General features: G+C 71.9%; 11 protein-coding genes and 1 tRNA gene. 4 read left to right on the top strand and 8 right to left on the bottom strand.

What is annotated here, in order from left to right:
• Window positions 1–218: 218 nt before the first annotated feature.
• The 8 genes from ITX44_RS03890 to ITX44_RS03855 all read right to left on the bottom strand — a co-directional run bounded on the left by ITX44_RS03890 (window position 219) and on the right by ITX44_RS03855 (window position 11,959).
• Window positions 219–2,033 carry a trypsin-like serine protease gene (locus ITX44_RS03890; protein WP_205355555.1) on the bottom strand — a complete coding sequence of 605 codons (1,815 nt, stop codon included), beginning with the start codon at window positions 2,031–2,033 and terminating at the stop codon, window positions 219–221.
• A gap of 298 nt (window positions 2,034–2,331) precedes the next feature.
• Entirely contained in the window at window positions 2,332–4,392 is a 2,061-nt protein-coding gene (rho, locus tag ITX44_RS03885) for a transcription termination factor Rho (protein WP_205355554.1), read from the bottom strand.
• A 361-nt stretch (window positions 4,393–4,753) separates the two neighbouring features.
• Window positions 4,754–5,677, bottom strand: a complete 924-nt coding sequence (gene thrB, locus ITX44_RS03880) for a homoserine kinase (RefSeq protein WP_205355553.1) — start codon at window positions 5,675–5,677, stop codon at window positions 4,754–4,756.
• A 436-nt stretch (window positions 5,678–6,113) separates the two neighbouring features.
• On the bottom strand, window positions 6,114–7,184 hold the full coding sequence (thrC, locus tag ITX44_RS03875) for a threonine synthase (RefSeq protein WP_205355862.1): 1,071 nt from the start codon (window positions 7,182–7,184) through the stop codon (window positions 6,114–6,116).
• A gap of 97 nt (window positions 7,185–7,281) precedes the next feature.
• Window positions 7,282–8,625 carry a homoserine dehydrogenase gene (locus tag ITX44_RS03870; RefSeq protein ID WP_205355552.1) on the bottom strand — a complete coding sequence of 448 codons (1,344 nt, stop codon included), beginning with the start codon at window positions 8,623–8,625 and terminating at the stop codon, window positions 7,282–7,284.
• Window positions 8,626–8,925: 300 nt separating this feature from the next.
• Entirely contained in the window at window positions 8,926–10,317 is a 1,392-nt protein-coding gene (gene lysA, locus ITX44_RS03865) for a diaminopimelate decarboxylase (protein WP_205355551.1), read from the bottom strand.
• Between the two features lie 124 nt (window positions 10,318–10,441).
• A complete protein-coding gene (gene nrtL, locus ITX44_RS03860) occupies window positions 10,442–11,455 on the bottom strand; it encodes an ArgS-related anticodon-binding protein NrtL (protein ID WP_205355550.1) in 1,014 nt (337 codons plus the stop codon).
• A 51-nt stretch (window positions 11,456–11,506) separates the two neighbouring features.
• On the bottom strand, window positions 11,507–11,959 hold the full coding sequence (locus ITX44_RS03855) for a response regulator (protein ID WP_205355549.1): 453 nt from the start codon (window positions 11,957–11,959) through the stop codon (window positions 11,507–11,509).
• 427 nt (window positions 11,960–12,386) lie between these two features.
• Here ITX44_RS03855 and ITX44_RS03850 point away from each other — a divergent pair.
• The 4 genes from ITX44_RS03850 (at window position 12,387) to ITX44_RS03835 (ending at window position 13,961) form a co-directional block, all read left to right on the top strand.
• Window positions 12,387–12,458, top strand: a tRNA-Arg gene (locus ITX44_RS03850).
• 258 nt (window positions 12,459–12,716) lie between these two features.
• On the top strand, window positions 12,717–13,154 hold the full coding sequence (kilB, locus tag ITX44_RS03845; protein ID WP_307795108.1) for a plasmid transfer protein KilB: 438 nt from the start codon (window positions 12,717–12,719) through the stop codon (window positions 13,152–13,154).
• Between the two features lie 78 nt (window positions 13,155–13,232).
• Window positions 13,233–13,739 carry a hypothetical protein gene (locus ITX44_RS03840; protein ID WP_205355547.1) on the top strand — a complete coding sequence of 169 codons (507 nt, stop codon included), beginning with the start codon at window positions 13,233–13,235 and terminating at the stop codon, window positions 13,737–13,739.
• Between the two features lie 66 nt (window positions 13,740–13,805).
• The gene (locus tag ITX44_RS03835; protein ID WP_205355546.1) at window positions 13,806–13,961 is read left to right on the top strand and encodes a hypothetical protein; all 156 of its coding nucleotides are present in this window, start codon (window positions 13,806–13,808) and stop codon (window positions 13,959–13,961) included.
• Window positions 13,962–14,016: the final 55 nt, after the last annotated feature.

The following is a 14,016-nucleotide window of genomic DNA, read 5'->3' as shown; positions in this document are numbered from 1 at the left end:
TACGTAAAAAGTGGGCAATGAACAATGCCCGCCAAATGCACCATATGGATCGTCAGAACCATTGCCGCGCAAGCCAAACACCACATCCGGGTGAGGAACAACACTGCCCCGCGTCAAGCCCTCGTGGACCCTGCGAAGCCCACGCGAAGCCCGTACAGGAAAACGCGAAGGCGCCCGCGCACCCCGTTGGTGGGAGTGCGCGGGCGCCTTCGACGTGCTCAGCCGAACAGGTTGTACATCCCCCAGCCGCCCGAGCCGATCAGGACCCGGGTGGCGAACGGCGCGGACGCCTTGCCGGTGCCCTTGTACAGCCACAGCTTGCCGGCCGTGTCGCGGGCGATCAGGTCCGCCCTGCCGTCGCCGGTGACGTCACCGGTGGCGGAGAAGGCGTTGTACATGTTCCAGCCGGCGCCGATCTTGGTGCGGCTCGCCCAAGGAGCGGAGGCCGAACCGGTGCCCCGGTACAGCCACAGCACGCCGGAACCGTCGCGGACCACGATGTCGGGCAGGCCGTCGCCGGTCAGATCGCCCTTGCCGTAGAGCACGCCGTTGTACATGTTCCAGCCGGAGCCGATCCGGATCCGGGCGCCGAAGCCGCCCTTGCCGTTGCCCGGGTAGACCCACGAGACGCCGTTGACGTCCGCGGCGAACAGGTCGGGCAGGCCGTCGCCGGTGATGTCGCCGGGGGTGACGAAGGTCCGGAACACGTTCCAGCCGGAGCCGAGCTGAACCGGGGCGGCGAACGGCGCGGAGGCCGAACCGGTGCCCGCGTACAGCCACAGGTTGCCGGCCGTGTCACGGGCCACCACGTCCTGGCGGCCGTCGCGGTTGAGGTCGGTCTGCCGGACGATGTTCAGCCCGCTCCAGTTGCCCACGTCGACCCGCGTGGCCAGCCCGCTGCCGGTCGAGCGGTAGACGTAGCCCTCACCGGCCGGCGTCCGGGCGAACAGGTCCGCCAGGTTGTCGCCGGTCCAACTCGCGTCGTCCAGACGCGGGTCGAGCGCGGGGACGTACGTGCTGACCTTGGTGAACACGGCCCGCGCGCCCTTGGCGACGCAGTCCGTCACACCCCAGGAGACCAGGCCGATGATCCGGCCGCCGTAGACCAGCGGGCCGCCGGAGTCGCCGTTGCAGGGCGTGACGGTGCCGGTGTCGCTGCCGGTCGCCGAGGTGCCCGCGCAGACCATCTGGCCCGGCTTGAAGTCCGAGCCGTACACCGCCTGCGAGGTGCAGGTGGCGTCGGAGTCGATCGGCAGCGTCGCCTTGCGCAGCGTCCCCGACAGGTCCTGGGTGGTGGACGAGGTGCGTCCCCAGCCGTAGACCGTCGCCTGCTTGCCCGGGGTGTACGACGCGGTGTCGGTGCCCCGGGTCGGCAGCAGCGGGGTGACGGTCACCGGCTTGGCGAGGGTGATGACCGCGATGTCGTTCTCGGCGGTGCCGCTGGCGGTCTCCGTGAACGACGGGTGGTTCCACTGCCGGACGGCCCCGGTGGCGGTGCCGCCGTGCAGGTCGAGCGTGTTGTCGAGGTTCTCGGTGGGCAGCTGGTCGGTGCCGGTGATGATGCTGCCGTTCCGGGCCCAGTTGTAACCGTGCACGCAGTGCCCGGCGGTGAGGATCTTCGTCGGCGACACCACGCTGCCGCCGCAGAAGAAGCCGATGTCGTCGCTGGTGCTCGTGGTGCCCCGGTCGTCGTAGTACCAGAGCTGAGCCATCCAGGGCGCGGTCGAGATCGTGGTGGTGGTGCCGCCGATGATGTACGGGGACACCGAGGTGGACGGGGTGGTCGTCGCGGACTGGGTCGACCGGGCCGTCGTGGCCTGCTGGAGGTCGATCGCATGGGCGACACGGGCGCGCAGATCGGCCTGGCTGGGCGCCTGGTACGCGGCCGGCTGCGATGCGGCCGGCTGCGGGGTGCCGTCGGCGTGGGCCGCGGGAGCTGTCAGGAACAGCCCCGTGGCACCGACGGCCAGGGCAGTCGCGGGAATCGCCCGCAGGCGTCTCCCGGCACCTTTGCCCTTGGGGGCAGCGAACACTCGGAACTCCTGTCGTCGTGACCAGTGCCGCACGGCGCGAGAGCGCGGCCGGTGCGGCAGTCAGTGCCCACAGGAGGCGGGGCGAAAAAACGCAAGGGCGGACCGGGCCCGGAGCGCGGGCGGGTGTGTGGTGACGTCGGTGGCGTCGACAACCGCGGCGCTGGGCCTGGTCCGAAGATGAGCTCCCCCCCACCTGCGGCCCGCCGATCATACGATACGAAAATGCGCCCGCTCACCGGGGGTCCGGTGAGCGGGCGCAGGGTGGTGCGGGGTTTTACGGGTGGGTGTTCCCGACGGCTCAGTCGACCGAGCCGGGCGTGGTCTTCGCGATCTGCATCAGGAACTCGGCGTTGGACTTGGTCTGCTTCATCTTGTCCAGCAGCAGCTCGATCGCCTGCTGCTGGTCCAGGGCGTGCAGCACCCGGCGCAGCTTCCAGACGATGGACAGCTCCTCGCCGCCGAGCAGGATCTCCTCCTTGCGGGTACCGGACGCGTCGACGTCCACCGCGGGGAAGATCCGCTTGTCCGCGAGCTTGCGGTCCAGCTTGAGCTCCATGTTGCCGGTGCCCTTGAACTCCTCGAAGATCACCTCGTCCATCCGCGAGCCGGTCTCGACCAGCGCGGTGGCCAGGATGGTCAGCGAGCCGCCGTCCTCGATGTTGCGCGCGGCGCCGAAGAAGCGCTTCGGCGGGTAGAGCGCGGTGGAGTCGACACCACCGGACAGGATGCGGCCGGAGGCAGGCGCCGCCAGGTTGTACGCGCGGCCCAGACGGGTGATCGAGTCCAGCAGCACCACCACGTCGTGCCCCAGCTCCACCAGCCGCTTGGCCCGCTCGATGGCCAGCTCGGCGACCGTGGTGTGGTCCTCGGCCGGGCGGTCGAAGGTCGAGGAGATGACCTCGCCCTTCACCGACCGCTGCATGTCGGTGACCTCTTCGGGCCGCTCGTCGACGAGCACGACCATCAGGTGGCACTCGGGGTTGTTGGTGGTGATCGCGTTGGCGATGGCCTGCATGATCATGGTCTTACCGGTCTTCGGCGGGGCCACGATCAGGCCGCGCTGGCCCTTGCCGATGGGCGAGACCAGGTCGATGATCCGCGTGGTCAGCACACCGGGGTCGGTCTCCAGCCGGAGCCGGTCCTGCGGGTACAGCGGGGTGAGCTTGTTGAACTCCGGACGGCCGCGGCCGGAGTCGGCGCCCATGCCGTTCGCGGAGTCCAGCCGGACCAGCGCGTTGAACTTCTCGCGGCGCTCGCCGTCCTTGGGCTGGCGCACCGCGCCGGTGACGTGGTCGCCCTTGCGCAGGCCGTTCTTGCGGACCTGGGCGAGCGAGACGTACACGTCGTTCGGGCCGGGCAGGTAGCCGGAGGTCCGGATGAACGCGTAGTTGTCAAGGATGTCCAGGATGCCGGCCACCGGGATCAGGACGTCGTCGTCGGCCACCTGCGGCTCGCCGCCGCCGAAGTCTTCGCGCCGGTTGCCGCGCCCGCGACGGTCGCGGTACCGGCCGCGACGCCGGCCCCGGCCCTCGCCGAACTCGTCGTCGTCCTGCGCGCCCGCGCCCTGACCGCCCTGCTGCTGGCCCTGCTGGCCGCCGCCCTGGCCGCCCTGACCACCCTGGCCGCCCTGCTGGCGCTCGCGGCCCTGCCGGCCGCCGCCGTCGCCGCCGTCCTCGCCGCGCCGGCGGTCGCGCTGCCGCTCGCGGCGGTCCCGGCGGGACCGGTCCTGGCGGTCGTCGGCCTGACCGCCCTGGCCCCCCTGGCCGGACTGACCGGCCTGCTGCTGCTTGCCGTCCCCGCCGGTCCGGGCGTCCTTCTCCGTGACGCGGCCCTCGGCGGTGTCCGCGGCCTGCTCGGCCGTCCGGTCGGCCTTCACCGCGGTGGCCGCGGCGGACTTGGCCTGCTCACCGGCCGGCTGGCCGGGAATCTCGATCTGCTTGGGCTCCGGCGGCGCGGTGGCCGTGGCGGTCGCGGTGGCCGGGGCGGCGCTCTCCGGCTCCGTCGCGGCGGCCTGGTCGAGCCGGGTCCGCGAGGTGGCGCGGCGCTTGGGCTTGTCCGCCACGGCGCCGTCGGCGGAGGCCGCGGCCGGAGACTGGGCGGTGCCGGCCGCCACGGCGGCCTGCCGCTCCTTGATCGTCTCGATGAGCTGGCTCTTGCGCATGCGCGCCGTGCCCCTGATCCCGAGACCGGAGGCGAGTTGCTGGAGTTCGGCCAGGACCATGCCGTCCAGACCGGTGCCGGACCGACGGCGCCGCGAGGCACTGGGGGCCGTGGCAGCACCGGCGGCGGGCGCGGCGGCATCGGACGGGGCGACAGTGGTGTCTGCGCGCACGCCCATCAGATCGGTGGTGTCGCTCACGAAGGGTCCTTCCCTGGAGCGGACGTCGGCCTGTCTGGCTCGGCGACCGGTCGTGCTGTCCGGATCTGGGCGTTTCCGCTGTCCAGAACCGGGGCGGTGGTCCGCCTGATGGCGGCAGAAAATACATACGTGCTTCGGTACGGGAGAATCTCGTACCGACTCCGGAGCGTGCTCGGCACTGCAACGGCGGGCAGGCTGTCCCTGTTCAGCAGGCTGCCGATGCGGTGTGGGAGGCTCCCGGAAGAAGTGCGGTCCCTAGCGGGGACACAACGCATCGCGCCCATCGGGCGGCGAATGCTGACTTGAGATTAACACTACCGGATCCAACAAACATTCCCCCTCTCTACGGCCGGCAATCGTGTCACTGCCCTCCCGCGAGCGGCAGGACACTGGCCCCCGCCGTGTCCAGGTCCAGGCGGTTGGCCGCCCAGTCCTCGCCCGCGAAACGGGACACCTTGTCGGCGGCCCCCGCGTCGGTCAGCGCGAGCACGGTCGGCCCGGCTCCCGATACGACAGCGGGGACGCCTTCCGCGCGCAGCCGGTTCACCAGGGCGAGCGTCTGCGGCATGGCCGGCGCCCGGTATTCCTGGTGCAGCCGGTCCTCGGTGGCGGGCAGCAGCAGCTCGGGACGCCTGGTCAGCGCCTCCACGAGCAGCGCGGCCCGTGCGGCGTTGGCCGCCGCGTCCACCAGGGGGACGGTACGCGGCAGCAGTGCGCGGGCGGTCTCGGTGAGCAGCGGCGTGGCCGGTACGAAGACCACCGGAACCAGTGATTCCACCGGCGCCATCCGGACCGCGCGGGCCGCGCCGCCCTCGGTCCAGGCGAGGGTGAATCCGCCGAGCAGACACGCCGCCACGTTGTCGGGATGGCCCTCGATCTCGGTGGCCAGCTCCAGCAGCGCGGTGTCGTCGAGCACGGCGGGCCCGCCTATGGTCACCGCCCTGGCCGCCAGGATGCCGGCACAGATGGCGGCCGACGACGAGCCGAGGCCCCGGCCGTGCGGAATGCGGTTGGCGCACACCACCTCGAGGCCGCGCGGCTGGCCGCCGAGCAGGTCGAAAGCGGTCCGCAGGGCCCGGACGACCAGGTGTTTCTCGTCGCGCGGCAGGCTGTCGGCGCCCTCGCCGGCGATGTCGATGTGCAGGCCGGCGTCGGCGACGCGGACCACGACGTCGTCGTACAGTCCCAGGGCCAGGCCGAAGGAGTCGAAACCGGGGCCCAGGTTGGCGCTGGTCGCGGGGACGCGCACGCGTGTTGCGGCGGCGCGGAATGCGGGACCGGCCATCGTTCGACGAATCTCCTTGTGCGGCGGTGCGGTTCGCCTGCAGCGCCCAAGCGGCTCCATTGCCGGGCGGCGGGCTGAAGAGGGCGGAGATGCAAAGTGGCGTCCGCCGGAGGCGGGCACATCGGGGTGCCGCTGCTGCAATCTTATCGAAGAGGGGTTCTCCGCGGACATAGGGCGCACGCACCGCGCGTGATGCGTGTCGCTTCGCGGGTGTGCGCCCCTGTCCGTGGGCATGGATCGTCTCTCTGCGCTCAGGTTCCCCCAGCTACCGCTGGGAGGTGCCCCCAGCGGGCCTGATCGGTGCCCTCGGCCGTCTGTCTGCGCTCAATCGCCGCGCAGGCTCACACGTTCGCCGCAGATCATGCCTTTGCGCTCAATCGCCGCGCAGGCTTGGTTTGGGCCACGTCGGCCATGGCGGCCTGCGCGGCCCTCCACGTCAGGCCAGGCCCAGCTTCTCGGCCGCAGCGTCGGCGTCGACGGGGACGGTGAGGGGTTGGGGGGCACCGGCGACGGCCCAGTCGGGGTCTTTGAGGCCGTTGCCGGTGACGGTGCAGACGATGCGCTGGCCGGGGTCGACCAGGCCGGCTTCGGCGGCCTTGAGGAGGCCGGCGACGGAGGCGGCCGAGGCGGGCTCGACGAAGACGCCCTCGCGCGCGGCCAGCAGGCGGTAGGCGGAGAGGATCTGACGGTCCGTCACCTCGTCGATGAGGCCGCCGGACTCGTCGCGGGCCTGCTCGGCCGAGCGCCAGGAGGCGGGATTGCCGATCCGGATGGCGGTGGCGATGGTCTGCGGCTGGCGCACCGGCTCGCCGCGTACGATCGGCGCCGACCCGGACGCCTGGTAGCCCCACATCCGCGGCCGACGGGTGGCCGGGCCGGTCTCGGCGTACTCGCGGTAACCGCGCCAGTACGCGGTGATGTTGCCCGCGTTCCCGACCGGCAGCACATGGATGTCGGGCGCGTCGCCGAGCGCGTCCACGACCTCGAACGAGGCGGTCTTCTGGCCCTCGATCCGGGCCGGGTTGACCGAATTCACCAGCGCCACCGGGTACTTCTCGCTCAGCCCGCGGGCCAGCTCCAGGCAGTCGTCGAAGTTTCCGTCGACCTGGAGGATGCGGCTGCCGTGCACCAGCGCCTGGCCCATCTTGCCGAGCGCGATCTTGCCCTGCGGCACCAGCACCGCGCACACCATGCCGGCCCGTACCGCGTACGCCGCCGCGGAGGCCGAGGTGTTTCCGGTCGACGCGCAGATGACGGCCTGCGCACCCTCCTCCTTGGCCTTGGAGATGGCCATGGTCATGCCACGGTCCTTGAAGGACCCGGTGGGGTTGGCCCCCTCCACCTTCAGGTACACGTCGCAGCCGGTCCGCTCGGACAGCAACTGGGCCGGGACCAGCGGTGTGCCGCCCTCCAGCAGGGTGACCACGGGCGTGTCGGCGGTCACCGGGAGCCGGTCGCGGTACTCCTCGATGATGCCGCGCCACTGGTGGGTGCCGGACATGCGCACTTCCTCGGGCCGTCGCTGGGACTGGTGGCCGCCCTGCTCGGGCATTCGGGCCTCGTCGGGCATTCGGCCCGGGTCGAGCTTGACGTTCATAGCGGGTCTACTCCCCTTCCACACGCATGATGCTGGCGACGCCCCGTACGGTGTCGAGTTTCCGCAGGCTGCCGACCGTCGCGGACAGCGCGGCGTCCGGCGCGCGGTGGGTGACGACGACGAGGGACGCCTCGCCGCCCTCCCGCCGGGGGCCGGCCTGCTCGACGGCGGTCTCGTCGCCGCCCTGGATCCTGCTCTGCTGCCGCACCGTGTCGATGGACACGTCGTGCTCGGCGAACACCGTGGCGACCTGTGCCAGGACGCCCGGCTTGTCCGCCACGTCAAGGCTGATGTGGTAGCGGGTGACCACATCGCCCATCGGGCTCACCGGCAGTTGCGTGTACGCGGACTCGCCGGCACCGGTGACGCCCGCCAGCTTGTTGCGGCAGGCGGCCACCAGGTCGCCGAGGACGGCGGAGGCGGTGGGTGCGCCGCCCGCGCCGGGACCGTAGAACATCAGCCGCCCGGCCGCCTCCGCCTCGACGAAGACGGCGTTGTAGGCCTCGCGGACCGAGGCCAGCGGGTGGCTCAGCGGAATCATCGCCGGGTGCACCCGGGCGGTCACCGACCGCCCGTCGGGCGTGCGCTCGCAGATGGCCAGCAGTTTGACCGTACATCCCATCTTGCGCGCCGAGGCGATGTCGGCGGCGGTGACCTCGGTCAGGCCCTCGCGGTGCACGTCGTCGATGGTCACCCGGGTGTGGAAGGCGATCCCGGCCAGGATCGCGGCCTTCGCGGCGGCGTCGAAGCCCTCCACGTCGGCGGTCGGGTCGGCCTCGGCGTAGCCCAGCGCGGTGGCCTCGTCCAGGGCCTCGCTGTAGCCGGCGCCGGTGCCGTCCATGCGGTCGAGAATGAAGTTGGTGGTGCCGTTCACGATGCCCAGCACCCGGTTGACCCGGTCGCCGGCCAGCGACTCGCGCAGCGGCCGCAGCAGCGGGATCGCGCCGGCCACCGCGGCCTCGTAGTAGAGGTCCACGCCGTGCTCGGCGGCCTTGGCGTGCAGCGCGGCGCCGTCCGCGGCCAGCAGTGCCTTGTTCGCCGAGACCACGGAGGCGCCGTGCTCGAAGGCGGTGGTGATGAGGGTGCGGACCGGCTCGATGCCGCCGATGACCTCGACGACGACGTCGAGGTCGCCGCGTTTGACCAGCGCGGTGGCGTCCGTGGTGAGCAGGTCGGCGGGCACGCCCGCGCGGACCCGGCCGGGGCGGCGGACCGCGATCCCGGCCAGCTCCACCGGGGCGCCGATGCGTGCGGCGAGGTCGTCCGCCTGCGTCGTCATGATGCGCGCGACCTCGGAGCCGACCACACCGCAGCCCAGCAGCGCCACCTTCAGCGGACGCGTACGCATCATCCGACCTCGTCTCTCGTTCCGTTTGTCCCGGCGGCCCGTCGGGCGGGGCCGGCCGGGGGTCCATCAGGTCCGGCGGGGAGCCGGCGGGAACCGGCGTCCGCCAGGGGTCCGGCGGGTTGGATCCGGCAGGTTGCATCCGGCGTCGGATCCGGCGGGTCAAAGGGGACCACCAGTCTCACGCACCGGACCGGCAAAACCATCTCCTGTCCGGATCCCGAGACCCGGGCGGCGGACGGCGGTGTTCCGGGCGGGGGACGGCGGTATTTGCGGTCCGGCCCGGCGATCATGCGCCGATCCGGGCTAGCCGACATCCAGCCGCAGCAAATCCTCCTCCGTCTCGCGCCGCACGATCACCTTGGCCTGCCCGTCGGCGACGGCCACCACCGGCGGCCGCAGCGCGTGGTTGTAGTTGCTGGCCATCGAGCGGCAGTACGCGCCGGTGGCCGGCACCGCGATCAGGTCCCCCGGCGCCAGGTCGGCCGGCAGGAAGGCGTCCCGCACCACGATGTCACCGCTCTCGCAGTGCTTGCCCACCACCCGGCTGAGCATCGGCGCGGCATCACTCGTACGGGAGACCAGCGCCACGCTGTACTCCGCGTCGTAGAGCGCGGTCCGGATGTTGTCCGACATGCCGCCGTCCACGCTGACGTACGTGCGCAGGCCCTCCAGCGGCTTGACCGTGCCGACCTCGTACAGGGTGAAGGTGGTCGGGCCGACGATGGCCCGGCCGGGCTCGACCGACAGCCGCGGCGGGGTCAGCCGGGCCGCCTCGCACTCGCGGGCGACGATCTCGCCGAGCGCCTTGGCGATCTCGTGCGGGTCGCGCGGGTCGTCCTCGGGGGTGTACGCGATGCCCAGGCCCCCGCCGAGGTCGATCTCCGGCAGCTCGACGCCGTGCTCGTCGCGGATCGCGGCCAGCAGCGAGACCACCCGGCGGGCGGCCACCTCGAAGCCGGCGGTGTCGAAGATCTGCGAGCCGATGTGGCTGTGGATGCCGATGAGCTCCAGGTCCTCCAGCATCAGCACCCGGCGCACCGCCTCGGCGGCCTGCCCGTCGGCCAGCGCGAGGCCGAACTTCTGGTCCTCGTGCGCGGTGGCGATGAACTCGTGGGTGTGCGCCTCGACACCGACGGTCACCCGGATCTGCACCTTCTGCCGTACGCCGTGCCGGCGGGCGACGTCGGCCACCCGGACGATCTCCTGGAAGGAGTCCAGCACGATCCGGCCGACCCCGGCGGTGACCGCCCGCTCGATCTCGGCGGTGGTCTTGTTGTTGCCGTGCAGCGCGATCCGGGCGGCCGGCATGCCCGCGTCGAGGGCGACCGCGAGTTCCGTGCCGGAGCAGACGTCGAGGTTCAGCCCCTCCTCGTACAGCCACTTCACCACCGCGCGGGACAGGAACGCCTTGCCCGCGTAGAAGACGTCGGCGTCCGGCCCGAAGGCGGCCCGCCAGGCCCGGCAGCGGGCCCGGAAGTCGGCCTCGTCCAGGACGTAGGCGGGGGTGCCGAACTCGGCTGCCAGGTCGCGCACGTCCATCCCGGCCACCTCGGCGGCGCCGTCGCCGTTACGGCCCACGGTGCGCGACCAGATCCGCTGGTCGAGGTGATTGAGGTCGGCGGGCGGCGCGGACCAGTGCCCTTCGGGGAGGACGTCGGCGTGGCGGGGGCCTGCGGGGTGTGCGGAACGGCTCACTTCTGGGGCTTTCCTTCGTGCGGGCGGGTGCTGGTTCTCGTTCTCGTACGGCCGGGGGGTGCGGGTCGTCGTACGGCTGCCCGTACGGGTTCTCGTACGGCGGTGCGGGCGGTGCCGGTCCGGGTCACAGGTGGTCGGGGGCCGTGATGCCGAGCAGGTGGAGGCCGGTGGCGAGGACGATGCCCGTCGCGTCGGTGAGGCGGGCGCGGGCGGCGTGCAGGGCCGAGGGTTTCTCGTCGCCCTTGGGGAGGGCGGGGCACTCGTCGTGGAACCGGAAGTAGGCGTCGGCCAGCCGCTCGAGGTGCCGGGCGACCCGGTCGGGGGCGCGGCGGCGGGCGGCGGTCTCGACGACCCGCGGGAAGTCGGCGATCAGGCCGAGCAGTTCGGTCTCGGCGGGGTGGTGGTAGGCGCCCTCGCCGTCGCCCTGTCCGTACGGGGCCGGCGCATCGACGTCGACGCCCAGGTCATGGGCGTTGCGCAGCACGGCCTGGGCGCGGGCGTGGGCGTACCGGACCCGGAAGAGGGGGTTGGTCTCGTGCTGGGTGAGCAGCGCCGGGTCGAGTCGGGGGGTGTCCTCGGCGGGCGGGCGCAGCAGGGCCCAGCGGATTTCGTCGGGGCCGAGGTCGGTGGGGGGCTCGCCGGGGTGGGCCGGGGCGAGCAGGAGGGGCTCGGGCGGGTCGGCCGGGGGGGCGCCGGTGGCGCGGGCGAGCCGGTTGACGACCTCGGCGACGACGCGGCCGCGGGGGTCGTCGGGGGCGGCGCGTACGGTGACGGCCTCGTCGGACAGGCCGTCACCGTGGCCGTACCGCGCGCCCTGGGTGCGTACCTGGCGTACGACGTCGCCGTAGGCCTGGGCGTCGAGGGTGATGTTGAGGAAGCCGGGGTCGGCGACCTCGACCTGGGCGATGCCCGGCTCCTTGCGCAGGCGGCGGGCGATGACCTCGGCGACCTCGTGGGGGGTGCGGCCCGCGGGCCCGGCGAGCTGGAGGGCCACGTTGGTGGCGTAGTCCCCGCAGCCGGGCCGGGGCGGCCGCTGGACGACGACCCGCTCGGGCACGTCGACCGGGGGCAGCTCGTCGGCCGCGACGGCACGGCGTACCGCCGTCATGACGGCGCGGGAGAGCTCGGCGGGGGTCACGCCCAAAGCGTAGGCGAGCAGAGGGGTGGGGTGTGCAGTGGGTTTCGGGGCTCAGGGGGTGGCAGCGGTTTCGCCGAGGGCGCCGGCGTCCTTGCCATCGTTGTCGTCGCTGTCGTCGTCGGGGGGCGCGATGGGGGTGCAGAGGAGCGCGCGGACGGTGGCGACGAGGTCGGCGGGTTCGAAGGGCTTGGCGACGTAGGCGTCGGGGCCGCCGGGGGCGCCGATGCCGTCGGGGGCGGAGCCGGCGCTGACCATGACGATGGCGACCTGGCGGGTGCGGGGGTCGGCCCGGAGGCGGGCGGCGGTGCGGACGCCGTCGAGGCGGGGCATGACGATGTCGAGGGTGATGACGTCGGGCATCACGCGGTGCACGATCTCCAGGCACTCGGCACCGTCGGCCGCGGTCACGACCTCGAAGCCCTCCAGCTCCAGGTTGACCCTGATCAGTTGCCGGATCACTTTGTTGTCGTCAACAACCAGCACCCGGCCGGACGCGCCCGCCACACCCAAAAGCCTAGGCGCGCCCTTCTCAATGCGTCCGCGTTTTGCCCATTTCTCCCTACCCGCGAGTGATCCCCGCCTGCGGCGGGCCGGCGGGGGTGGCGTGCGCTTCCCTCCGGGGGCTGCGGGGGTCGGGGTGCCCTTGCGGGGGCTTGCGCGGCTCTGGAGGGTGCCCTTCTCGGGGCTTGCGCGGGTCGGGTGGGGTGCCCGTGCGGGGGGCTTGCGCGGGTCGGGTGGGGTGCCCTCCTCGGGGCTAGCGCGGGTCGGGTGGGGTGCCCTTCGCGGACCCCGGCGCCCCCGTCCGGGCCGGGCCGCGACCTCCCCCGTTCCGCGCCCGCCGCGCGGGGCTACCCCGGAAAACCCTGTACGCGTCCACCCCCCGCAACCTGATAGTGTTCTTCCCGTCGCCCCCACCAGGGGCAACAGCCCCGCCCCCGTAGCTCAGGGGATAGAGCAACGGCCTCCGGAGCCGTGTGCGCAGGTTCGAATCCTGCCGGGGGCACCTCGCAGAAGGTGCCGAAAGACCCCGCCACCAGCCAGGACGCTGAGTGCGGGGTCTTTGCATGTGTGCAGGCGGATGTGGGCGAAGGCAGGCGTCAGCCGGTGATCGCGTAGTAATGGCGTAATGACCTTGGTGGGCTTTCGCCCAGGCCGGAGTGGCCGCACCCCTGTATAGGCACCACTCAGCGGGATACCCCCATGGGCCGGTCCTGTGGTGTGCTTGGCTGCCGTGGACGGTACCCTCTCGACCTTGATCGCAGTGCTCGGCACGCTCTTGGGCGCCACCCTGACGTATCTGTTCCAGCGGAGTGAAACGCGGAGCTCGCGCCAGTTCGCCGCCCAGCAGCAACTCCGCTCGGAACGGATGGCCGTGTACAGCGACTTCGCGGGCGCGGTGACCGAGTTCCGAAGAGGCCAGCACGACCGCTGGCATCGCAAGCATGAGGATCCGGCCGGCCAGGCCGCATTCGAAGCCCGGGTCGAGGCGTACCGCCTGCGGGGCGTTGCCCTGCACGCGCTGTTCAGGGTGGAACTCATAGCGAGCGGCCCGACGCTGGTGGAGGCGGCACATCATGCCTACGACCTCACATCCGGGGTTCACAAAGCTGCCGACAAGACGGAATTGAGCGCGCGCGGCGAACAGGCCCGGGAAGCGCTCCAGCAATTCGTGAGACTGGCAGCATCAGAGATCCACTAACATACGCGAGCTCCGGAATTGCCGAGGCTCTCGGTCAAATGGGTGGCCGTGCATGGGCGGTATCGGCAAGATGCGGGCATGGAGCATCCGTTCACCCTTGCCTGGCGGTACGTCGTCGGTGTGCTGGCCGTCGAAGACGTGCCGATGGCAGCGGCCCAACTGCTCGTCGCCGGCTGGGACTCGCCCGCACTGTGTGACCTGGCGGGACGTAGCCGACGTGAGGACGCCGACCAGGTCCGCGGGCTGTTCATGGAGACGATGGACGAGCTGAGGGTTTCCGTTCCCGACGAGGAGGCCGCCGAGCGCTGTCTGCTTCACCACGTGGCGGCGCGCATCGCGGAGGGCTCATTGACGGCCGCAGCGGCAGCGTGTCAGATCTGGCACCAGACGTCTGCGCGGACCGAACTCGAGCGAGGGTTCGCGGATGCGATCGGTGTCGAGTATTACTTCGAGTACGTCACGGCCAAGCGGCCCGAAACGCTCCGCGCGTGGGAGGAAGCAGCGCGGTCAGCAGCCGAACGGCTTGCCGATGCCCCTCGCTCCGAGGATCCGTTCCCGGCCGGAGCATTGCCCACCGACCAGTGAAAGGCCCTGATCACCAAGGCGCCGTTATCGGGCACAAGCGTCCGTCCACGTAAGGGGCTTCAGTCGATGAATCTCGTCAGCAACGGGATCACGGCCATGGTCACGTTGTTCGCCGTGGTGCTCGGCGGGTGGCTGTCCACCCGAAGTCAGGATCAGCTTTGGCAGCGTGAGCACGTACGTCAGTGGCGGGACATTCGGCTCGGCGCGCCGGCCAACGAGTAAGGGGCAAGTACGCGCCGTGCGGCGGCCAAGGAGGGCCGCCGCAGGCGCCGTGCGT

Origin of the sequence: Actinacidiphila acididurans (assembly GCF_016918855.1) — a bacterium.
In the GTDB taxonomy this organism is placed as follows: Bacteria; Actinomycetota; Actinomycetes; order Streptomycetales; family Streptomycetaceae; genus Actinacidiphila; species Actinacidiphila acididurans.
This window is presented reverse-complemented; position numbering and strand designations above follow the sequence as displayed.